This is a genomic window from Antarctobacter sp. (genome assembly GCF_965277915.1).
Lineage (GTDB): Bacteria > Pseudomonadota > Alphaproteobacteria > Rhodobacterales > Rhodobacteraceae > Antarctobacter.
In genome coordinates this window covers 377278-397008 of sequence record NZ_OZ255849.1, presented here as the reverse complement: position 1 = coordinate 397008, position 19731 = coordinate 377278, and the positions used below count along the sequence as shown (strand labels likewise).

21 protein-coding genes are annotated in these 19731 nt (G+C 65.6%); 13 read left to right on the top strand and 8 right to left on the bottom strand.

Annotation, left to right across the window (positions count from 1 at the left end):
• Positions 1-7: 7 nt before the first annotated feature.
• Positions 8-745 (bottom strand): type I methionyl aminopeptidase, encoded by a 738-nt coding sequence (map, locus tag ACQY5B_RS02795; RefSeq protein ID WP_420328721.1) that lies wholly within the window; start codon positions 743-745, stop codon positions 8-10.
• A 293-nt stretch (positions 746-1038) separates the two neighbouring features.
• On the opposite strand from map, the gene ACQY5B_RS02790 reads away from it, so the two are divergent.
• The 4 genes from ACQY5B_RS02790 to ACQY5B_RS02775 all read left to right on the top strand — a co-directional run bounded on the left by ACQY5B_RS02790 (position 1039) and on the right by ACQY5B_RS02775 (position 4405).
• The gene (locus ACQY5B_RS02790; RefSeq protein ID WP_420326466.1) at positions 1039-1698 is read left to right on the top strand and encodes a histidine phosphatase family protein; all 660 of its coding nucleotides are present in this window, start codon (positions 1039-1041) and stop codon (positions 1696-1698) included.
• A 78-nt stretch (positions 1699-1776) separates the two neighbouring features.
• Positions 1777-2832, top strand: a complete 1056-nt coding sequence (locus ACQY5B_RS02785; RefSeq protein ID WP_420326467.1) for a saccharopine dehydrogenase — start codon at positions 1777-1779, stop codon at positions 2830-2832.
• On the top strand, positions 2829-3959 hold the full coding sequence (locus ACQY5B_RS02780; protein ID WP_420326468.1) for a saccharopine dehydrogenase C-terminal domain-containing protein: 1131 nt from the start codon (positions 2829-2831) through the stop codon (positions 3957-3959). Before ACQY5B_RS02785 ends, ACQY5B_RS02780 begins: the two co-directional genes overlap by 4 nt.
• Positions 3956-4405, top strand: a complete 450-nt coding sequence (locus ACQY5B_RS02775) for a hypothetical protein (protein WP_420326470.1) — start codon at positions 3956-3958, stop codon at positions 4403-4405. The genes ACQY5B_RS02780 and ACQY5B_RS02775 overlap by 4 nt, the downstream gene beginning before the upstream one ends.
• Before the next feature lie 143 nt (positions 4406-4548).
• Here ACQY5B_RS02775 and ACQY5B_RS02770 read toward each other — a convergent pair whose 3' ends face one another.
• Genes ACQY5B_RS02770 through ACQY5B_RS02760 form a run of 3 tightly spaced genes read right to left on the bottom strand, consistent with a single transcriptional unit; the run spans position 4549 to position 6896 of the window.
• Entirely contained in the window at positions 4549-5676 is a 1128-nt protein-coding gene (locus ACQY5B_RS02770) for a CaiB/BaiF CoA transferase family protein (RefSeq protein ID WP_420326471.1), read from the bottom strand.
• Positions 5673-6347 carry a DsbA family protein gene (locus ACQY5B_RS02765; protein ID WP_420326472.1) on the bottom strand — a complete coding sequence of 225 codons (675 nt, stop codon included), beginning with the start codon at positions 6345-6347 and terminating at the stop codon, positions 5673-5675. Before ACQY5B_RS02765 ends, ACQY5B_RS02770 begins: the two co-directional genes overlap by 4 nt.
• Before the next feature lie 36 nt (positions 6348-6383).
• Complete coding sequence (locus ACQY5B_RS02760) at positions 6384-6896, bottom strand: DUF721 domain-containing protein (protein WP_420326473.1); 513 nt, start codon at positions 6894-6896, stop codon at positions 6384-6386.
• A 94-nt stretch (positions 6897-6990) separates the two neighbouring features.
• Between ACQY5B_RS02760 and mutY the strand changes: the two genes are divergently transcribed.
• The 3 genes from mutY (at position 6991) to ACQY5B_RS02745 (ending at position 10271) form a co-directional block, all read left to right on the top strand.
• Positions 6991-8037 carry an A/G-specific adenine glycosylase gene (mutY, locus tag ACQY5B_RS02755; RefSeq protein ID WP_420326474.1) on the top strand — a complete coding sequence of 349 codons (1047 nt, stop codon included), beginning with the start codon at positions 6991-6993 and terminating at the stop codon, positions 8035-8037.
• Between the two features lie 67 nt (positions 8038-8104).
• The gene (locus tag ACQY5B_RS02750; RefSeq protein WP_420326475.1) at positions 8105-9238 is read left to right on the top strand and encodes an alkane 1-monooxygenase; all 1134 of its coding nucleotides are present in this window, start codon (positions 8105-8107) and stop codon (positions 9236-9238) included.
• Positions 9239-9350: 112 nt separating this feature from the next.
• Complete coding sequence (locus ACQY5B_RS02745) at positions 9351-10271, top strand: manganese-dependent inorganic pyrophosphatase (RefSeq protein ID WP_420326476.1); 921 nt, start codon at positions 9351-9353, stop codon at positions 10269-10271.
• A gap of 107 nt (positions 10272-10378) precedes the next feature.
• On the opposite strand, the gene sfsA is transcribed toward ACQY5B_RS02745, so the two are convergent.
• Positions 10379-11101, bottom strand: a complete 723-nt coding sequence (gene sfsA, locus ACQY5B_RS02740) for a DNA/RNA nuclease SfsA (protein WP_420326477.1) — start codon at positions 11099-11101, stop codon at positions 10379-10381.
• A gap of 48 nt (positions 11102-11149) precedes the next feature.
• Here sfsA and ACQY5B_RS02735 point away from each other — a divergent pair, with 48 nt between their 5' ends.
• From ACQY5B_RS02735 to ACQY5B_RS02720, 4 genes are all read left to right on the top strand, one after another.
• Positions 11150-11884: a competence/damage-inducible protein A gene (locus ACQY5B_RS02735; RefSeq protein ID WP_420326478.1), complete on the top strand. Its 735-nt coding sequence runs from the start codon at positions 11150-11152 to the stop codon at positions 11882-11884.
• Positions 11885-11970: 86 nt separating this feature from the next.
• Positions 11971-12708, top strand: a complete 738-nt coding sequence (locus tag ACQY5B_RS02730) for a GNAT family N-acetyltransferase (protein WP_420326479.1) — start codon at positions 11971-11973, stop codon at positions 12706-12708.
• On the top strand, positions 12705-13274 hold the full coding sequence (locus ACQY5B_RS02725) for a peroxidase-related enzyme (protein WP_305969234.1): 570 nt from the start codon (positions 12705-12707) through the stop codon (positions 13272-13274). Before ACQY5B_RS02730 ends, ACQY5B_RS02725 begins: the two co-directional genes overlap by 4 nt.
• Positions 13246-14187, top strand: coding sequence for an OmpA family protein (locus ACQY5B_RS02720; protein WP_420326480.1), 942 nt, complete (start codon positions 13246-13248; stop codon positions 14185-14187). Before ACQY5B_RS02725 ends, ACQY5B_RS02720 begins: the two co-directional genes overlap by 29 nt.
• Before the next feature lie 12 nt (positions 14188-14199).
• Here ACQY5B_RS02720 and ACQY5B_RS02715 read toward each other — a convergent pair whose 3' ends face one another.
• On the bottom strand, positions 14200-15105 hold the full coding sequence (locus tag ACQY5B_RS02715; protein ID WP_219513589.1) for a LysR family transcriptional regulator: 906 nt from the start codon (positions 15103-15105) through the stop codon (positions 14200-14202).
• Positions 15106-15267: 162 nt separating this feature from the next.
• Here ACQY5B_RS02715 and ACQY5B_RS02710 point away from each other — a divergent pair, with 162 nt between their 5' ends.
• Positions 15268-15753: a DUF4399 domain-containing protein gene (locus tag ACQY5B_RS02710; RefSeq protein ID WP_421917720.1), complete on the top strand. Its 486-nt coding sequence runs from the start codon at positions 15268-15270 to the stop codon at positions 15751-15753.
• Positions 15754-15841: 88 nt separating this feature from the next.
• On the opposite strand, the gene ACQY5B_RS02705 is transcribed toward ACQY5B_RS02710, so the two are convergent.
• Together ACQY5B_RS02705 and ACQY5B_RS02700 are read right to left on the bottom strand one after the other, a co-directional pair.
• On the bottom strand, positions 15842-16402 hold the full coding sequence (locus tag ACQY5B_RS02705; RefSeq protein ID WP_420326481.1) for a type 1 glutamine amidotransferase domain-containing protein: 561 nt from the start codon (positions 16400-16402) through the stop codon (positions 15842-15844).
• 78 nt (positions 16403-16480) lie between these two features.
• Positions 16481-18505 carry an FAD-dependent oxidoreductase gene (locus tag ACQY5B_RS02700; protein ID WP_420326482.1) on the bottom strand — a complete coding sequence of 675 codons (2025 nt, stop codon included), beginning with the start codon at positions 18503-18505 and terminating at the stop codon, positions 16481-16483.
• A gap of 155 nt (positions 18506-18660) precedes the next feature.
• Between ACQY5B_RS02700 and deoC the strand changes: the two genes are divergently transcribed.
• Positions 18661-19656: a deoxyribose-phosphate aldolase gene (gene deoC, locus ACQY5B_RS02695; protein WP_305969239.1), complete on the top strand. Its 996-nt coding sequence runs from the start codon at positions 18661-18663 to the stop codon at positions 19654-19656.
• The last annotated feature ends 75 nt before the right edge of the window (positions 19657-19731 follow it).

Here is a 19731-nt window from a genome sequence, read left to right as displayed (position 1 = left end):
CGCAGGGTCAGTAGGTCGGGTGGAACAGCCCTGCGGGCGAGAGGGTAAAGATCTCGACCCCGTCTGCGGTCACGCCCACCGAATGTTCGAACTGGGCCGAGAGCGACTTGTCCCGGGTGACGGCGGTCCATTCGTCGGCCAGCACCTTGGTTTCGGGGCGGCCGAGGTTCACCATCGGTTCGATGGTGAAGAACATGCCCTCTTCCAGAACCGGCCCGGTTCCGGGGCGGCCATAGTGCAGCACGTTGGGCGGCGCGTGGAACACCTGCCCCAGGCCGTGACCGCAGAAATCGCGCACGACGGACATGCGGTTGGACTCGACAAAAGTCTGGATGGCATGGCCGATGTCGCCGAAGGTGTTGCCCGGCTTGACCGCCTCGATCCCCGTCAGCAGAGAGTCATGCGTGACCTGGATCAGGCGCTCTGCCTTTCGGCTGAGCTTGCCCGCGACATACATCCGGCTGGTGTCGCCGTACCAGCCGTCGACGACCACGGTGACGTCGATGTTCAGGATGTCGCCATCCTTCAGCTTCTTGTCGCCGGGGATGCCGTGACAGACGACATGGTTGACGCTGATGCAGGTCGCGTGCTGGTAGCCCTTGTAGCCGATGGTCGCCGAGGTCGCGCCCTCTTCGGTCACGCGTCGTTCGATGTAGGCGTCGATGGCGCCGGTGGTCTGGCCCGGTTCGACCAGTTCCGCCACCTCGTCCAGCAGTTGCGCGGCCAACCGCCCGGCCACGCGCATTCCTTCGAAATCCGCCTGGGTATGGATGCGGATGCCGTCGCGGGTCAGTCGGTGTCCAGCCTTGTCTTTCACGTCGCGTCCTCTGCTTTTGCCCCTTATCTAACCGCCGGGAACCGGATTTGCCAGTGGGGGCGCCGTGGATGAGGCCCCGAAGGGCCGCCAAAGTCGCATTTGACCGCGTCCCGAACGGGGGCCACCGCCCTGCCCCGACGATTTCCCTGCCCGGGTCCGGGTAGGCCTTTCGCTTGGCGCCGCCGCGGCGTATCAGCCGGGCAAAAGAGCGGAGTTCCTCCATGTCCTTCATCACCCTGGTCCGCCACGGGCAGGCCAATTCCAGCGCCCGGGACGAAGGCAGCTATGACCGGCTGAGCGATCTGGGCTGGCAGCAGGCCCGCTGGCTGGGTGGCTATTTCGAACAGACGGGCGAGAAATTCGCCCGCGTCTACTCTGGCACGCTGCGCCGCCATGTCGAAACGGTCGAGGGGATCTCTCCGGCCAGCATGGCGGACCCGGTGCAGGACGCGCGGCTGAACGAACTGGCCTATTTCGACATGGCGCAGCTGATGGAGGCGCAGCACGGCATCGCGATCCCCGGCGACCGCGAGGAATTCATCCTGCACCTGCCGCAACTGCTGACGCTCTGGCGCGACGGCGCCCTGCAGGACGTCCCGGAAACCTGGCAATCCTTCGAGACCCGCGTGACCGAAGCCCTGACCGAGATCGCGGGCGGCGAGGGCCGCGCATTGGTGGTGACCTCGGGCGGGCTGATCGGCATGGCGATGCGGGTCATCATGCAACTGGAGCTGAAGGCGATGGCGCATCTCTGCCTGGCCATCGAAAACAGCTCTCTGCACCGTATCCAGCCGCTGGCGACCGGTCTGGCCATGACCCAGTTCAACGCCCTGCCACATCTCGACAGTCCCGAACGACAGCACGCCCGCAGCCACCTGTAAGCTGCGGTCGGAGGAAAATCCTTGCACCCCGGCCCGCGCGCAGGTTCTCTGCCCGGCAAACACCCACCAGGAACGCACATGACACATCTGTGGATCCGGGCGGAAAGCCGCCCCAACGAGGAACGCACCGGCATCACCCCTGCGGGCGTCACCGCTCTGCGCGACAAGGGGTTCCGCGTCACCATCGAGGACAGCCCGACCCGCATCCTGCCGATCGACGATTTCGTCTCGGCCGGGGCCACGATCGTCGCCGAGGGCAGCTGGCCCGAGGCCCCGCGCGACGCGATCATCTTTGGCCTCAAGGAACTGCCCGAGGCGGACACCCCGCTGGTGCATCGTCACATCATGTTCGGCCATGCCTACAAGGGGCAATCCGCCGGCGCGCGGTTGCTGAAACGCTTTGCCGCCGGAGGCGGCGCGCTCTACGACCTGGAATACCTGGTGGACCAAAACGGTCGCCGTGTCGCGGCCTTCGGCTATTGGGCGGGCTATGCTGGGGCGGCGGTGTCCCTCCTGGCTTGGGCGGCGCAGGCAGACGGCAAGACCTGCCCCCCGGTCCAGACCTGGCACGACGCGAACATGCTGCAGGACGACCTGCGCGCGGCACTCGACATCGCGCCGTGCCGGTCGGCCATCGTGATCGGCGCCCTGGGCCGCGTCGGCAGCGGCGCCCGCGATCTCTGCGCGCAGATGGACGTGCCCGTCACCTGTTGGGACATGGCCGAAACAGCCCATGGCGGCCCGTTTCCGGAAATCCTGGACCACGGGGTCTTTCTGAACTGCATCCTGGCGACCGAAGGCGTACCGGTCTTTGTCCCCCCCGCAGCCGTCGACAGCCCCCGCGCCCTGCGCGTGATCGGCGATATCGCCTGCGACCCGGACAGCGCCTTTAACCCGATCCCGATCTACGACGCGGCGACAAGCTGGACCGCGCCGGTGAACCGCGTCTGCGAAGCACCGCCGCTGGATGTCATGGCGATCGACAACCTGCCCTCGCTGCTACCACGCGAATCCTCGCTGGATTTCGCCGAACAGCTGCTGCCCCACCTGCTGGCGCTCGATTCCATCGAGACCGGCGTCTGGGGCCGCGCGCACGAGACCTACCTGAAACACAAACCGGAGGAACGCACATGACCATCCATTGGTGCGGCACCGGCCTGTCGGCCGTGCCCGGCCTGCGCCGCCTGATCGAAAACGGCCACCCCGTGACAGTCTGGAACCGGACAGAGGCCAAGGCCCGCGAGGCGGTCGGCGACCTGACCGAAGACATCCGCGCCTGCGACATAGATGCCCTGGGCGCGGTGCTGGAAAAGGGCGACGTGATCGTCTCGATGCTGCCCGGCGACTGGCATGTGCCGCTTGCGGAACTCGCTCTGGAGAAGGGCGCCGATTTCGTCTCATCCAGCTATATCGCGCCCGAAATGCGCGCCCTGGATGCCAAGGCCAAAGCCGCGGATACACGTCTGGTGAACGAGGTCGGTCTCGACCCGGGCATCGACCACCTGATGGCGCATTGGCTGATGGCGGACTACCGCGCGTCGGATGCCTTCGATCCAGACAACGCGCTGTCCTTCACCTCCTACTGTGGCGGCGTGCCGAAGATCCCCAACGCCTTCCGCTACAAGTTCAGCTGGGCGCCGGTCGGTGTTCTCAAGGCGCTGCGCTCTCCCTCGCGGTCGATCCGCCAGTTTTCCGAACTGAACGTTAACCGCCCCTGGGATGCGCTGTCGCGCTATGACGCGCCCCTGCCCACGCCCGAAAGCTTCGAGGTCTACCCGAACCGCGACAGCCTGCCCTTCATGGCGGAATACGGGTTTGAAGAGGGCTGGAAGGTCAAGGATTTCGTACGCGGCACCCTGCGCCTGAACGGCTGGGCAGAGGCTTGGGCGGACATCTTTGCCGAGGCCGGCACCGCCACGGATGCCCGCCTGCAGGAAATCGCCGACAAGCTGCTGGAAGAAAACGCCTACGACGAGGGTGAGCCCGACCGCGTGGTGCTCTGCGTCGCGCTGGAGGCGCAGAAGGATGGCGTACCGGTCTATCACAAGACCTATGTCATGGATGCCTGGGGCGACGAGCGCAGCTCTGCCATGGCGCGCCTGGTCTCTGTCCCGGTGTCCCTCGCGGTGGAATCGGTGCTGAACCGCGAGGTGCCGGCCGGTGTCAGCGCGGCGCCCTCGGACCCGAAACTGGTCGAGCGCTACATGGCTTCGGTCCAGACGCTGGCGCAGCACCTGGCCGTTGTGGATCACCTGGCATGAAACCACTCGCCCTGATCGCCGCCCTGCTTGCGGGCCCGGCCTGGGCAGGGGATGTCTGTCACGACATCGACGCCACGCAAGGCTGGCAGGATGCCGAATTCCCCGCGGGCCTCGTGCAGGACGTGCGGTCCACCGGCTTCTGGTCGGTGGCCCCGGGTCTGACCCCGGCGGGCACGTCGGGGCACGGTGGGCTGGACGCCAAGGCACTGGCCGCGCGCGCCGAGGCGCGCCCCCTGGTCAGCGCGCTGCACGGCGCGCTGCTGGTCCGTTTCGAAGTGGCCGGCACCCGGCAGGAAATGGACTGGGCGCGCTTTCACGGCGCGATCCAACAGGTCGGGTCCTTCAACATGAATGTCGACAGCATCGCCTTTCGCATCAACGAGGGCGACGCGGACCTTGCGGACAACGATGGCGCGCTGACCGTCTGTTTCCGCTACAGCGACTGAGCTCCGCCACCCCGGGGGGCGTCGTCCCCTGCGCGCCCTGCGCCCTGCTTCTTTGGGTCAAAAATACCTCTGGGGGTGAATACGAGGCACGCGCAGAGGGGGCAAAGCCCCCTCCCCGCTGTCAACACAGGCGACAGAGCACGTCAGCTGTCGGCATCCCCCAGCTTTGGCGCCGGATGGTCCAGCACCAGATCCGCGTCCGAGAACCGGAAGGGCGCGCGCACGCCCGGCACGCCTTCGGGCGCGATTTTCAATCCCCGCGCCACGACCTGCGGATCGGCAAAAACCTCTGCCATGTCGTTGATCGGCCCGGCGGGCACGCCCTGTGCCTCGCAAGCGGCCAACAGGTCGTCGCGCGTGCGCTGGCGCGTCGCCGTCATCAGCCGCGCGATCATCGCCTCGCGGTTGGCCACCCGATCGGCGTTCGAGGCGTATTCCGGCGCCTCGGCCATCTCGTCCAGCCCCAGAAGGCGGCAAAGCCGCTGGAACTGTGCGTCATTGCCGGTGGCGATGATGATATGGCCGTCCGAACAATCGAAGACTTGGTAGGGGGTCAGGTTGGGGTGGTAATTGCCCGTGCGTCCGGGCGGCGTGCCGGTGCTGAGATAGTTCAGCGCCTGGTTCGCCATGGCCGAGACCGCACAATCCAGCAGCGCCATGTCGACGTGTTGGCCCTTGCCAGTCCGCTCGCGCTGGTGCAGCGCGGCGAGGATCCCCGAAACGGAATAGAGGCCGGTAAACAGGTCGGTGATCGCCACACCCGCGCGCTGTGGCTGGCCGTCCGGATCGCCGGTGATCGACATGAAGCCGGACATGCCCTGGATGATGTAGTCATAGCCCGCGCGATGTGCGTAAGGCCCGTCCTGCCCGAACCCGGTGATCGAGCAGTAGATCAGGCGCGGGTTGACCTCTGCGAGAGAGGCATAATCCATGCCGTATTTCGCCAGTCCGCCGACCTTGAAATTCTCGATCAGGATGTCGGCCCCGGCCACCAGTTCGCGCATCCGCGCCTGGCCCGCGGGGCTGGTCAGATCGACCACCTCGGAGCGTTTGCCGCGATTGCAGGAATGGAAGTAGGCCGCCGAGGTGTCGCCGTCCCTCTCGATGAACGGTGGACCCCAGTTGCGCGTGTCGTCGCCCTGGGGCGCCTCGATCTTGATGACCTCGGCGCCAAGATCGGCAAGCGTCTGACCGGCCCAAGGGCCGGCCAGGATGCGTGCCAGTTCGATGACCCTTACGCCTTCGAGGGGGCCGCGTGGTGCCGATGTCATTCGCCCAGCTTGTCGTCCAGGATCTCTGCGAACTCGTCGTAGCTCATGTTCGTGTACTTCTTGCCGTCGATCACGAAGCTGGGGGTCGAGTTGATGTCATGTTCAGAGGCGTTCTTCTGGTACCAGGCCACGAGCGTCGAGATCTGGTCGGTATCGTTCAGGCAAGCCTCGATCTGGTCGCCTTCCATGCCGGCCAGGCGCCCGATCTTGCGCAGTTCGTCGACGACCGCAGCCTCGGAGCCCTTGCGCGCCCAGTCCTGCTGCCCCTTGTAGATCAGGTCGGTGATGCCAAAGAACTTTTCTTCGCCGCCGCAGCGGGCAATCAGCGAAGCCCAGACACCGACCTTGTCAAAGTAGACCTCGCGGTAGACGAATTTCACCTTGCCGGTGTCGATATAGTTCTCTTCCAGCTTGGGGATCAGGTTCGCATGGGCCGAGGCGCAATGCGGGCAGGTGTAAGAGGCGTATTCGATCACCTCGATCGGCGCATCCGCATCGCCCTTGACCATCTCGACCACGGTCGAGGTGTCCACTTCTGGCGATTGCGCCTGGGCCGCACCCGGCAAACGCACGTCGGCGGCCCCGGTCTGCCCGCCCCCCTGGGTCAAGTACCACGCGCCACCGGCGACCAGTGCCAGCGCCACGGCGCCCGCGGGAAGAATGGATTTCATGTCGTAAGCCTCTTTCCTGTCGGTCCTGGGGCCAGGTCAGTCCCGGCCCGTCCTCGATATGACGTTTGCCGCCAGACGTTCAAGCGCCGCGCGCAGATCCGCGTCGCCCACATCCTCGGCCACGGCGCGGGCCCGGGCCTGAACCTCGGGCGCGGGCATGGCCCCCGCGCTGTCCTTCTTGCGGTACTGGAAATCGACCTGCCCTTCGGCAAAGCCGGTGGCCGCGGTCTGCGTCACACGCACCCGCGAAATGGCGTTGTAGCCATAGACCGCGTTGATCCGCGCGCGGATTTCCTCCTTGCGCATCTCGACCATCGGCGCCCGTGCGCCGGAGGTCAGCAGGGTCAGCGTGCCGCCGAAACCGCCCTTGGAGTAGCTCACCTCGACGGGGCGGGCGATTCCGGCCAGGTCGGCGCCGGCGATCTCCTCCCAGTGGGTCAGCACGCGTGTCTGGGCGAATCCCCGCCCCTCCGCCGCCTGGCGGATGCGCCCCTGCAAAAGCCTGGAGGCGCTTGAAAACCCGTAAGTGGTGGTCTTGCGTCCGGCCACGTTTGACTCCCTTTACCGCGCGCTATTCTAGTGGCACGGCAGGGCGGCGCCAGCCCCCTTCCCACACGGAGTTTCACCCTTGCGTGATGAGCCCATGCCACGACCCGACCCGCAGGCGTTGCTTGACTGGTACGACCGCCACGCGCGCGCCCTGCCCTGGCGCGTCGGCCCTGCCGCGCGCCTGCGCGGAGAGCGTCCCGACCCCTACAGGGTCTGGCTGTCCGAGATCATGCTGCAGCAGACGACCGTGGCCGCCGTGCGCGATTATTTCCACGCCTTCACAACGCGATGGCCGACGGTGCAAGCCCTGGCGGCGGCCGAGGATGCCGATGTCATGGCCGCCTGGGCGGGCCTGGGTTATTATGCCCGCGCCCGCAACCTGCTGAAATGCGCCCGGGTGGTGACCGACAGCCATGACGGCATCTTTCCCGATGATCACGCCACGCTGCTGACCCTGCCCGGGGTCGGCCCCTATACCGCCGCTGCCATCGCGGCGATTGCCTTTGACGACCCGCAGACTGTGGTGGACGGCAACGTGGAGCGGGTCATGGCACGGCTTTTCGACGAACACACGCCCCTGCCCGCCGCCAAGCCGATCCTGACCGATCACGCCGCCCGACTGACCCCGCAAGAGCGCCCGGGATGTTATGCCCAAGGGGTCATGGACCTGGGCGCGACGATCTGCACGCCCAAACGCCCGGCCTGCGGGCTCTGCCCCTGGCGCAAGTCCTGCGTCGCCTGGGCGCAGGGCACCGCCGCCGAGTTGCCAAAAAAGGCGCCGAAGAAACGCAAACCCACCCGCCTGGGGATCGCCTATCTGGCGCGCCGGATCGACGGCGCCTGGCTGCTGGAACGGCGCCCGGACAAGGGGTTGCTGGGCGGGATGCTGGGCTGGCCAGGCTCCGACTGGGCCGAGGAAGCGCCACAAGAGGCCCCGCCGATCCGTGCTGAATGGAAAACCGTAGCGGGCGAAGCACGCCACACCTTCACCCATTTCCACCTGCGCCTGACGGTGAAAACCGCGCTTGTGCCTATGGAACGGCAACCGGATCGCGGAGAATTCATCGAATTGCCCGATTTCAGCCCCGCCGATTTGCCAACAGTGATGCGCAAGGCCTTTGACCTTGCACAAGGAACGTAACGGCGCGCTTGGGCCAAAGTGAGGGCGGTCATATGATCCCGACAACGGCCCCAGATCGGAGACGCCCATGTTGACCGCAACACAGGTTGCCAGACCCGCCGCCGCCCTGCCTTTTTACCTGTCCTACGGGTTGATTCCGCTGGTCTGGATCGCGGCGGTGCAAGGCGGGTTCTGGGTCTTTCTGCCCATTGTCGCCACCTGGTATCTGTTTTCCGCGCTTGATGCGGCGCTGGGGCTGAACACGGAAAACGCCGATCTGGACACCCCGGATGCCGCGCTTGGTCTTTACAAGCTGCTGACCGCGCTTTGGGTGCCGCTGCAATTCCTCAGCCTTTTTGGCCTGATCTGGTACGTCAGCGATGCCGCGCATCTGTCCGGGGTGGAGAAATTCGGCGTCTTCTTCGGCGTCGGCGTGATGACCGGCACCGTGGGCATCACCTACAGCCACGAGTTGATGCACCAGAAAAACCGGATGGAGCGGTTCCTTGGCGACCTGCTTCTGGCAATGGTGCTCTATTCGCATTTCCGCTCGGAACACCTGCTGGTGCATCACCGCTATGTCGGCACCCCGCGCGACCCGGTGACCGCGCGCTACAACGAAGGTTTCCACCGGTTCTATCCCCGCGTGCTGCACGAAAGCCTTGTGTCCAGCTTCAAGGCGGAAAAAGCCATGCTGGCCCGCAAGCGCCTGCCTTGGACGGAGTTTTCCAACCCGTTCTGGCGCTATTGGACGCTGCAACTTGCCATGATCGCGCTGGCCTTGGGACTGGGCGGCTGGGCCGGACTGGCGCTGTTCCTGGTGCAGGCGGGTGTGGCGATCTGGCAGTTGGAACTGGTGAACTACGTCGAACACTACGGGCTGACCCGCAAGCACCTTGGCGATGGCAAATACGAACATGTCCTGCCGCGCCATTCGTGGAACGCGGCGCAAAAGGCATCCAACTGGTTGTTGATCAACCTGCAACGCCATTCCGACCACCACTACAAGCCTGACAGGCGCTTTCCCCTGTTGCAGAATCATTCCGAGACCGACGCGCCGCAGTTGCCTTATGGTTATCCTGTCATGACCATGGCGGCGATGATCCCGCCGCTCTGGCGTCGCGTGATGAACCCGCGCGTGCGGGCGTGGCGGCGCCAATATTACCCCGAGATCACCGACTGGTCTGCCTATAACAAGGCGTCGACGCCGCTGCCGCGCTGAGCCCGGCCCGGGCGCTGCCCCAAGGTCGCACCCCTCGTCAAAAGGGTGACAAGCCGCCCTGCCGGGTCTATGAGGCCCGCAAAATCGACGTTTCCACGGAAAGAGGATTCCCATGACCACGCAGGTTTTCGGCCACAAGTCCCCCGACACCGACAGCACCGGCAGCCCGATCATCTGGGCCTGGTACCTCAACGAAGTCAAAGGCGAGGCCGCCAAGCCGGTCCTCCTGGGCGAGCCCAACACAGAGGCCGCCTTCATGCTGAGCCACTGGAACCTCGACAAGCCCGAGATCATCTCGGACGTGGCCGCCGACGCGCCCGTCGTCATCGTGGACACCAACAACCCCGCCGAACTGCCCGCCTCGATCAACTCGGCCGACATCCGCGCCATCATCGACCACCACAAGCTGGTCGGCGGCCTGGAAACCAAGGGCCCGATCGACATCACCGTGCGCCCGCTGGCCTGCACCGCCACCATCATGGTGGACCTGATGGGCGACGACGCCGCCAAGATGCCGAAAGAGATCAAGGGCGCGGCGTTGACCTGCATTCTCTCGGACACGATGGAATTCCGCTCGCCCACCACCACCGACCATGACCGCGCCGTGGCCGAGAAACTGGCCGCCGACCTTGGACTCGACGTCTCGGATTATGCCGCGCAGATGTTCGCCGCCAAGTCCGACGTTTCGGCCTTTTCCGACGCGGACCTGATCCGCATGGACAGCAAGGAATACGAGGTCGATGGCGTGAAATTCCGCGTCTCGGTGCTGGAAACCACGGCGCCGGAAATCCCGCTGGACCGCAAGGCCAGCCTGATGGACACCATGAAGACCGTCTGCGCCGAGGACGGCGTCGACGACGTTCTGCTCTTCGTGGTGGACATCCTCAAGGAAGAAGCCACCCTGCTGGTTCCCAACGATCGCGTCAAAGGCGTGGCCGAGAAGAGCTTTGGCGCCAGCGTCTCGGGCGACAGCGTCGTCCTGCCCGGCATCATGAGCCGCAAGAAGCAGATCATCCCGAATCTCAAGGTCTGAGGATCGGCGCCCCTTACGGGCGGTCAGGATCGGAACACTGGACGGGGGCCTGCGCCCCCGTTCTTTTTTTCGGGTGGGGCTCTGCCCCCACACCCCCGTAGGTATTTTCAGCCCAAAGAAACTGCGGGGGTCGAAAAGGGTATGGGCCCGCCGAGCGTGACACCCTCCGGCGAGATATGACAGCCCAGCGCCAACACCTCGACACCGGCGTCCCGCGCACCGGCGAAGGCCGCCGCATAGGCCGGGTCGATGTCCGCTGCCAGGGTCGCCCGGGTGCAATCCGTGCGTTGGACGAGGTAGAGCATCACCGCGCGATGCCCCTGCCCCGCCATCATCGCAAGCTCACCCAGGTGTTTGGTGCCGCGCGCGGTGACGCTGTCGGGAAACTCGGCGAGGCCGGGCGTGCGCGACAGCGTCACGGATTTCACCTCGACATAGCAATCAGGCCGGCCCGCGCCGGTCAGCAGAAAGTCGATACGGCTGTTCTCGCCGTATTTCACCTCGGGCCGGACAAGGTCGTATCCGTCCAGGCCCGCGACCTCGCCCGCCATCAGAGCGGCCTTCAGAACGCGGTTGGGCACGCCGGTGTCGACGCCAGTGAAATGGCCGCCTTGATGTTCGACCAGCCGCCAGGCCCATTTCAGCTTTTTCCTGGGGTCGTCGTTGGGTTCCAGCCAGATGCGCTGGCCCTCGTCCTTGAGGCCCAGCATGCTGCCGGGGTTGGCGACATGGGCTGTCACCTCTCTCCCATCTTCCAGCAGGCAGTCTGCGAGAAAGCGTTTGTAGCGGCGGATCAGGGTCGCGGGGACCAAGGGGGTTTGAAAGCGCATGGCTGCCGCCTATACCCTCTGGAAAACATCGCGCCAAGGAGCTTGCCCATGCCAAATCCCACCGCCGCCATGCTGGTCATCGGGGACGAGATCCTGTCGGGGCGCACCCGGGATGCCAACATGCATTACCTGGCGCAGGAATTCGCCAAGCACGGCATCGACCTGAAAGAGGTGCGCATCGTTTCCGACGACCGCGACGCGATCGTGTCGGCGCTGACCGCGCTTCGGGACGGCTTTGACCATGTCGTGACATCGGGGGGGATCGGACCGACCCATGATGACATCACCGCGCCCTGCGTGGCCGAGGCGTTCGGCGTGGCGATCAGTGTCCGCGACGACGCCCGCGCTATCCTGCAGGCACATTATGACCGGCAGGGATCCGAGTTGAACGAGGCGCGGCTGCGCATGGCCCGCATTCCCGACGGCGCCACCCTGATCGAGAACCCCGTTTCGGCGGCACCGGGATTCACCCTGGGCAACGTCCATGTGATGGCGGGCGTACCGGCGGTCTTCCAGGCGATGGTGTCCAGCGTGCTGCCAAAGATGACCGGGGGCCAGCCCCTGTTGTCCCAGACGCTGCGGATCGAACGCGGAGAGGGCGACATTGCCGGGCCGCTGAGTACCCTTGCGGAACGGTTTACCGACCTGTCCATCGGATCCTACCCGTTTCAGCGCAACGGCGTCTACGGCGCCAACGTGGTGATCCGCGGCACCGACGGCGGGCGGATCGATGCGGCCATGTCCGAGCTGAGCGCGCTGTTCCCAGAGGCGGTCGCCCAATAGGTGCCGCGCGAAAGGCACGCACGCCGCATGGACAGCCAATCCGGCAGCGGCCATAACGGAACAAACCGCAATTCCGGGCCGCCGCAATGACCGACGACCTTTCCGATTACTTCGAGGCACTTGATGCCACATGGCCCGCGGCGTCGCGGGTCGAGGCCGGGCCATGGCTGCTGCGCGAGGGGCGCGGCGGCGGCAAGCGTGTCTCGGCCTCAACGGCGCGTGGCACATGGGACGACGGCGACCTCTCCGCGGCAGAGGACGCGATGCGCCTCATGGGACAGGACCCGCTGTTCATGGTCCGCCCCGAGGATGCGGCGCTGGACGCGGCCCTGGCCGGACGCGGCTATGAGAAAATCGACCCGGTGCGACTGTGGTCGGCGCCCATCGCGCTATTGACTGACCTCAAGCTGCCGCGCGTCACCGCCTTTGCGATCTGGGAACCGCTGGCCATCATGCGCGAGATCTGGGAGGCCGGCGGCATTGGCGCCGAACGCCAGCGGGTGATGGAACGCGCCCCCATGCCCAAGACCGGGTTGTTCGGCCGCGTGTCGGACAAGCCCGCCGGCGCCGGATTCTGCGCGGTCCATGCCGGCATCGCGATGGTCCATGCGCTGGAAATCGCGCCCGAGCACCGTCAGAAGGGGCTGGGGGGCTGGATGATGCGCTGTGCCGCACTTTGGGCGGCACAGAACGGGGCGGATCGCATAGCCGTGGCCGCGACCGAGGAAAACACCGGCGCCAATGCGCTTTATGCAGCCTTGAAGATGGAGGTCGTGGGGCACTACCATTACCGCATCCTGAACGGCGACTGCGAGGAAACGTGACCGACGCCCTGCCAACCGCGCTCAACCTGCCCATGGTCGATCCCTTACCGGAGGCCACGCAGAAATATTTCGATGTCTGTCAGGACAAGCTGGGCCTCGTGCCCAATGTCCTCAAGGCCTATGCCTTTGACATCGACAAGCTCAACGTCTTTACCGCCATGTACAACGACCTGATGCTGGCGGAGAGCGGGCTGACCAAGCTGGAACGCGAGATGATCGCGGTTGTGGTCTCGTCGGTGAACAAGTGCTTTTACTGCCTGACCGCGCATGGCGCCGCGGTGCGCGAACTGTCCGGAGACCCCAAGCTGGGCGAGATGCTGGTGATGAACTGGCGCGTGGCGGACCTGAACCACCGACAACGCGCCATGCTGGGATTTGCCGAGAAGATGACCAAGGCCAGCGCGGAAATCGCCGAATGGGACCGCGAAGCCCTGCGCGATGCGGGCTTTTCGGAACGTGACATCTGGGACATCGCCAATGTGGCGGGGTTCTTCAACATGACCAACCGGGTTGCCAGCGCCACCGACATGCGTCCGAATGACGAGTACCACGCGCAGGCGCGCTGAGGCGCTGGCACTTGGCCTCGTGCTGGTGGCGGGCGGTGCGGCGGCGGCCGAGCTGACCTTGCCGCGCGGCGCACAGCAAAGTTTCGGAACCGTGCGGTCGCCCGGGGCCTACGCCTTGCCAACCGGACCCTGGGCGAACGGCCATCTGCCGGTCGAACGTGTCGAAGGCCGGATCGAGGTCGCCGCCTGGCACCTGCCCGACAACGACGAGACGCCTTTTCAACTGGCACAGCCATTGCGCGACAGCCTGATCGAGGACGGCTTTGACATCCTGCTGGATTGCCGGGCGCGGGCCTGTGGCGGCTTTGACTTCCGCTTTGCGACTCTGGTGCTGCCAGCGCCGGAAATGTTCGTGGACCTGAGCGATTATCATTTCATTTCCGCGATCTCGGACAAGGAAGGCGCGGTTTCGATCCTGACCAGCCGTGATGCGCGCGCCGGGTACATCCAGATCATTCGCGCAGGCGGCAGCGTGGGAGAAATCCGGCCCGGTTCCCGAGTGGACCCGGAGCCGGCCGCGCCCGCGCTGCCACGCGACGACATCATCACGTCGCTGGAGAGCAGCGGGCATGTGATCCTGCGGGACCTGCTGTTCCGTTCGGGCTCCACCGCCCTTGGTGAGGGGCGCATCGCTTCTCTGGATTCCATTGCCGCCTACCTGGCGGCCAATCCGTCGCGGCAGGTCCTGTTCGTCGGGCATACGGATGCGACCGGGTCCCTGGAAGCGAACAGGCGCGTGTCCCTGCGCCGGGCCGAGGCGGCGATGAGCTATCTGCGCGACCGCCACGGCACGCCGCCTGCACAGATCGGTGCGGAGGGCGTGGGATACCTGGCCCCGGTCGCGTCAAATCTCACGCCCGAGGGGCGCGAGGCGAACCGCCGTGTCGAAGCGGTGCTGATCTCGACAGAATGACGGCGCGTCGGTCTACCAGGTCTGAGGACCTTTCTCGGCAAAGGCATGAACGAGAAAGTCGATGAAGGCGCGCACCTTGGGCTGGGTGAACCGGCCCGGGGGATAGACCGCATAGATACCCTGCGTTTCCACCGGCAGATCGGGAATCGCGTCCTGGACCAACCCGGCCTCCATCGCCTCATGGTAGAGGTAGGACGGAAGGTAGGCGATCCCAAGCCCTGCGATACAAGCGTTCAGCAGCGACTGGCCGTCGTTGACCGTCAGCCATCCGGCGGTGCGCACCTGGCGTTTCTCGCCCGAGGGCGCGGTCAACTTCCAGACGTTGCCGGAAGACTGGTTGGAATAATGCAGCAGCTTGTGTTCGTTCAGGTCGTCGATGCGCTGCGGGCGGCCGAACTTCTGGAAATACGAGGGCGAGGCGATCATGCGCTTGGTGGTGTCGGTCAGCTTGCGCGCGCGCAGCGTCGAATCCTCCAACTCGCCGATCCGCACCGCCATGTCGAAGCCTTCCGAGATCAGCTCGACGTAGCGGTTGTTCAGCACCATGTTGACGGTGATGTCGGGAAACTCGGCCAGGAATTCGCCCAACACGGGGCTGAGATGATTGACCCCGAAATCCGTCGCCACCGAGATCCGCAGCAGCCCCGAAGGCGCAGACTGCATGGAGGTGACCAACGCATCCGCCTCTCCCGCGTCATTCAACACCCTGCGCGCGCGGTCGTAGTAGGCCAGGCCGATCTCGGTGGGCGAGACACGGCGCGTCGTGCGGTTCAATAGCCGCGCGCCAAGCCGCGCCTCCAGGCTGGACACATGTTTCGACACCGCAGACTTGGAGATCCCCATCTTCTTGGCCGCATCGGTGAAACCGCCCTGGTCCACGACAGTGGCAAAGGCCTCCATTTCGGTCAGACGGTCCATTCAGGTCTCCATTCCAAAGTCATTCGTTCTGCGATCTATGGCGTCGAACTGGGGCGCAACTTTGGCACGGAGGCGACAATTGAGGGGTAATCGGTTTCGCTGTCTGCGACAGGGAAACACAAAAGCCTGACCGGAATCGCGTGAAAAGTGTAGTCTGCGGACATGAAGGCAACTTCGGCAGAACTGATTTTCAAGGAGGATCACCCCATGTTTCGTTCAATACTCTGCGCCGCCGCCCTGGCCGTGGCCCCCTTGGCCGTCATCGCCGACGGCGTGCCCGCCCCCGAGGGCGCCAAGGTCTATTTCATCAACATCGCCGATGGCGATACCGTGCAAAGCCCTGTCACCGTCCAGTTCGGTCTGTCCGGCATGGGCGTGGCCCCGGCCGGTACCGACAAGGACAACACCGGGCATCATCATATCCTGATCGACCGCCCGCCCTTTGGCGAAGGGGTCGAGGACGCGGATTTCGCCAATTACGGCATTCCGGGAGACGACAACCACCGGCATTTCGGCGGCGGCCAGACCGAGGCCACTCTGGGGCTCGATCCGGGCACACATACGCTGCAACTGGTGCTGGGGGACATGAACCACATTCCGCATGACCCGCCGGTGGTGTCCGAACAGATCACCATCACGGTGGAGTAACCTTTTCCGAACAAACAGCGGGCGCGCCGCAACCGCGACGCGCCCTTTTTCGTGTGCCGATCTTCATGTCCCGGAAGAAGACCCCGTATCAGGCGGCCTTGCGGCTATGGCGGCCCTCTTCGACCTCTTCCACGATCTTGGCCACAAAGGCATCCAGGTCGCCCGGGTTGCGGCTGGTGACGATGCCGCTGTCGGCGATCACAGGCTCATCCATGACCCGTGCGCCCGCGTTCTTGAGGTCGGTGCGGATCGACGGATAGGCCGTCATTTCGCGTCCCGCCACGATCTCCGCCTCGATCAACACCCAAGGTGCGTGGCAGACGGCGGCAATCACCTTGCCCTGTTCGGCAAAGGCCTGCACCAGCGCGATCACCGGCGCCTCGACGCGCAGCAAGTCCGGGTTGATCTGGCCGCCCGGGATCACCAGCGCGTCATATTGCGTTGCGTCCGCATCCGCGACTCGCAGGTCGGCCCCCGCCGGGCGCCCCCAGTCGCTGCCTTCCCAGCCCGTCGCGGCTTCGCCGTCGAGCGTGGCGACATGGACCGTCGCGCCCTTGGCGCGCAGCTGGTCGCGGGGCACTTCGAGTTCGGACTGTTCAAAGCCATGCGTGGCGACGATGAGGATTCTTGCGTTGCCGATATCGGCCATGACAAACCTCCTTGATTTCGTTTCGGTTGCGGGGAAAACGCCCGCGACGGCAACGCGTTCCAAGAAGGTTCGATCTCTTCAGAGCACGGCGGCCAGCCGCGTGCCCTGGTCGATGGCACGCTTGGCATCCAGTTCCGCCGCCACGTCGGCGCCGCCGATCACGTGCGTCTCGATCCCCTTCGCCTCCAACACATCGGCCAGCGACCGTTCGCTGACCTGTCCGGCACAAAGCACGATGGTATCGCAGGCGATCACCTCGGGCCGCTCGCGCGTCTCGCCATAGCTGACGTGCAGGCCCGCATCGTCGATGCGCTCGTAGTTCACGCCGCTGCGCATCTCGACGCCCTTCATCTTCAGTGCCGCCCGGTGGATCCAGCCCGTTGTCTTGCCCAGGCGCTTGCCCGGGCGTTCCGCCTTGCGCTGCAGCAGCACGACCTCGCGTTCTGCGGCATCGGGCCGAGGTCCTTCGGGGGCAAGTCCCGACCGTGCCTCGGCCGGGTCCGTTACGCCCCATTCGCGCATCCAGTCAGGCAGGCTTTCGGTCGGACTGTCCCCGGTCACGAGGAATTCGGCCACGTCGAACCCGATCCCGCCTGCGCCGATGATCGCCACGCGCTTGCCGACCTCGGCGCCGTCGCGCAGAACGTCGACATAGCCCCTGACCGATGCATGCTCCTTCCCGGGGATCTGCGGATCGCGCGGCAGGACGCCGGTCGCCACGATCACCGCATCAAAGCCTTCCAGAGCCTCGACCGTCGCCTCGGTCCCGAGGCGCAATTCGACGCCTGCGGCCTCTGTCATGGCAGCGAACCAGTCCACGAGGCCATGGAACTCCTCCTTGCCCGGGATCTTGCGGGCCATGTTCAACTGTCCACCCAGGCTGTCCGACTTGTCAAAAAGCACCACCTCGTGCCCGCGCTCTGCCGCCGTGATCGCCGCCGACAGGCCGGCAGGACCGGCGCCCACGACCGCGATGCGTCGCGGCGTCTCTGTCGGTTCGACCACCAACTCCGTCTCGAAGGCCGCCTTCGGATTCACGAGGCAGCTGGAAACCTTGCCCTGGAATGTGTGGTCAAGGCAGGCCTGGTTGCAGGCAATGCAGGGCGCGATCAGATGCGATTGGCCGCGCGCGGCCTTGGCCACGAAATCCGGGTCGGCAAGAAAGGGCCGTGCGAGGCTGACCATGTCGGCACAGCCCTCGGCCAGCACCTGTTCCGCCACGTCCGGCGTGTTGATCCGGTTCGACGTGATCAGCGGTACACCGACCTTGCCCATGAGTTTCTGCGTCACCCAGGCAAAGGCCCGGCGCGGCACGCTGGTGGCGATGGTGGGCACCCGCGCCTCGTGCCAGCCGATGCCGGTGTTGATGATATTGGCCCCTGCCGCCTCGACCGCCTGCGCAAGCTGCACGACCTCGTCATGGGTGGAGCCGTTCGGGATCAGGTCGATCATCGACAGGCGGAAGATGACGATGAAATCCTCGCCCACCGCCGCACGCACCCGGCGCACGACCTCGACCGGCAGGCGCATCCGGTTCTCATAGCTGCCGCCCCAGCCGTCGGTGCGCTTGTTGGTATGGGTGACAAGGAACTGGTTGAGAAAATAGCCCTCGGACCCCATGATCTCGACCCCGTCATACCCTGCCTCGCGGGCCCGGGCGGCAGAGGTTGCGATGTCGGCGATCTGTTTCTCGATGCCGGCCTCGTCCAGTTCTGTGGGCGGGAAAGGAGAGATCGGCGATTTCACCGGCGAGGGCGCGACGCAATCGGGACCATAGGCATAGCGGCCCGCATGGAGAATCTGCATGGCGATCTTGCCATCCGCCGCGTGCACGCGGTCGGTGATCATGCGGTGATTGGCGATGTCCTCCGGGGTGAAGAGCCCTGCAGCCCCCGGAAAGACACCGCCTTCGCGGTTGGGCGCCATGCCCCCCGTCACCATCAGGCCGACCCCGCCGCGCGCCCGGGTGGCGTAGAATTCCGCGACCCGGTTCCAATCACCCCGCTCTTCGAGGTTGGTGTGCATCGAGCCCATCACCACGCGGTTCTTGAGCGTGGTGAAACCAAGATCGAGCGCGCGCAGCAGGTGCGGATAGTCTGTCATCATGTCCTCCCGGGGTCCTCGCGGACACCTCACATGATGCACCTGACGCTGTCACGATCAACGTCACGTCATGGCCCTGCACGCCTGCCTCAGCGTTCCGCTTGAAATGCCCTGCCGCCGGGGGCAGTTTGATCAGGAACCAGTTTGGAGGGCGCATGACACCCGTCACCGCCAAAGGCGATAAGACCGCGCAACTGCCGCAGCTTCAGGACGCGCGAAACCCCGGCATGCTGCTGGACATGGACTGGGTCCGTGCCGCGCGTGCCAACCGCTCGGCGATCGAACGGCGCGCGGCCACCCTGCCCGGGCGGCGGTCGGTCAAGAAGGAATTCCAGGCGGCCTGGCTGGCCCGCGCGATTTCCTGCATCGACCTGACGACGCTGGCCGGCGATGACACGCCGGGGCGCGTCGCCAGGCTGTGTGCCAAGGCACGGCATCCGGTCCGCGCCGACCTGCTGGAGGCGCTGGGGCTGGACGGGCTGACCGTCGGCGCCGTCTGTGTCTACCACGACATGATCGGCCCGGCGCTGTCGGCCCTGCAGGGCTCCGGCATTCCGGTGGCTGCCGTGTCGACCGGCTTTCCCGCCGGCCTGTCGCCCTTTCGCCTGCGCGTGGCCGAGATCGAGGAAAGCGTGCAGGCCGGCGCGCAGGAGATCGACATCGTCATCTCGCGCCGCAAGGTCCTGACCGGCGACTGGCAGGGGCTCTACGACGAGATGCGCACCTTCCGGGCGGCCTGTGGCGAGGCGCATGTCAAGGCGATCCTCGCCACCGGGGAACTTGGCACGCTGCAGAATGTCGCCCGCGCCAGCCTTGTCTGCATGATGGCGGGGGCGGATTTCATCAAGACCTCGACCGGCAAGGAAAGTGTCAATGCCACCCTGCCCGTCAGCCTGGTGATGATGCGGGCGATCCGCGCCTATCACGAGGCCACCGGGTATCGCGTCGGCTACAAGCCCGCGGGCGGGATTTCCAAGGCCAAGGACGCTGTCACCTACCTGTCCTTGGTCAAGGAGGAACTGGGCGACCGCTGGCTCCGGCCCGACCTCTTCCGCTTTGGCGCCTCGTCGCTCTTGGGCGACATCGAACGGCAGTTGGAACACCATGTCACCGGGGCCTATTCGGCCTCGTGGCGGCACGCAGCGGGGTGAGACCCGGTCCGCTCAGCGGCAGGCCGCCCGGCGGACGATCTGAGGGCCGAGCGGGCGGAGCCCCGAAACGACAGG

What these genes read in the sequence shown, in the direction of transcription:
- map (WP_420328721.1), bottom strand. Translation starts at nt 745, where the DNA reads ATGCGCGTGGCCGGGCGGTTGGCCGCGCAACTGCTGGACGAGGTGGCG.
- ACQY5B_RS02790 (WP_420326466.1), top strand. Translation starts at nt 1,039, where the DNA reads ATGTCCTTCATCACCCTGGTCCGCCACGGGCAGGCCAATTCCAGCGCC.
- ACQY5B_RS02785 (WP_420326467.1), top strand. Translation starts at nt 1,777, where the DNA reads ATGACACATCTGTGGATCCGGGCGGAAAGCCGCCCCAACGAGGAACGC.
- ACQY5B_RS02780 (WP_420326468.1), top strand. Translation starts at nt 2,829, where the DNA reads ATGACCATCCATTGGTGCGGCACCGGCCTGTCGGCCGTGCCCGGCCTG.
- ACQY5B_RS02775 (WP_420326470.1), top strand. Translation starts at nt 3,956, where the DNA reads ATGAAACCACTCGCCCTGATCGCCGCCCTGCTTGCGGGCCCGGCCTGG.
- ACQY5B_RS02770 (WP_420326471.1), bottom strand. Translation starts at nt 5,676, where the DNA reads ATGACATCGGCACCACGCGGCCCCCTCGAAGGCGTAAGGGTCATCGAA.
- ACQY5B_RS02765 (WP_420326472.1), bottom strand. Translation starts at nt 6,347, where the DNA reads ATGAAATCCATTCTTCCCGCGGGCGCCGTGGCGCTGGCACTGGTCGCC.
- mutY (WP_420326474.1), top strand. Translation starts at nt 6,991, where the DNA reads ATGCCACGACCCGACCCGCAGGCGTTGCTTGACTGGTACGACCGCCAC.
- ACQY5B_RS02750 (WP_420326475.1), top strand. Translation starts at nt 8,105, where the DNA reads ATGTTGACCGCAACACAGGTTGCCAGACCCGCCGCCGCCCTGCCTTTT.
- ACQY5B_RS02745 (WP_420326476.1), top strand. Translation starts at nt 9,351, where the DNA reads ATGACCACGCAGGTTTTCGGCCACAAGTCCCCCGACACCGACAGCACC.
- sfsA (WP_420326477.1), bottom strand. Translation starts at nt 11,101, where the DNA reads ATGCGCTTTCAAACCCCCTTGGTCCCCGCGACCCTGATCCGCCGCTAC.
- ACQY5B_RS02735 (WP_420326478.1), top strand. Translation starts at nt 11,150, where the DNA reads ATGCCAAATCCCACCGCCGCCATGCTGGTCATCGGGGACGAGATCCTG.
- ACQY5B_RS02730 (WP_420326479.1), top strand. Translation starts at nt 11,971, where the DNA reads ATGACCGACGACCTTTCCGATTACTTCGAGGCACTTGATGCCACATGG.
- ACQY5B_RS02720 (WP_420326480.1), top strand. Translation starts at nt 13,246, where the DNA reads ATGACGAGTACCACGCGCAGGCGCGCTGAGGCGCTGGCACTTGGCCTC.
- ACQY5B_RS02715 (WP_219513589.1), bottom strand. Translation starts at nt 15,105, where the DNA reads ATGGACCGTCTGACCGAAATGGAGGCCTTTGCCACTGTCGTGGACCAG.
- ACQY5B_RS02710 (WP_421917720.1), top strand. Translation starts at nt 15,268, where the DNA reads ATGAAGGCAACTTCGGCAGAACTGATTTTCAAGGAGGATCACCCCATG.
- ACQY5B_RS02705 (WP_420326481.1), bottom strand. Translation starts at nt 16,402, where the DNA reads ATGGCCGATATCGGCAACGCAAGAATCCTCATCGTCGCCACGCATGGC.
- ACQY5B_RS02700 (WP_420326482.1), bottom strand. Translation starts at nt 18,505, where the DNA reads ATGACAGACTATCCGCACCTGCTGCGCGCGCTCGATCTTGGTTTCACC.
- deoC (WP_305969239.1), top strand. Translation starts at nt 18,661, where the DNA reads ATGACACCCGTCACCGCCAAAGGCGATAAGACCGCGCAACTGCCGCAG.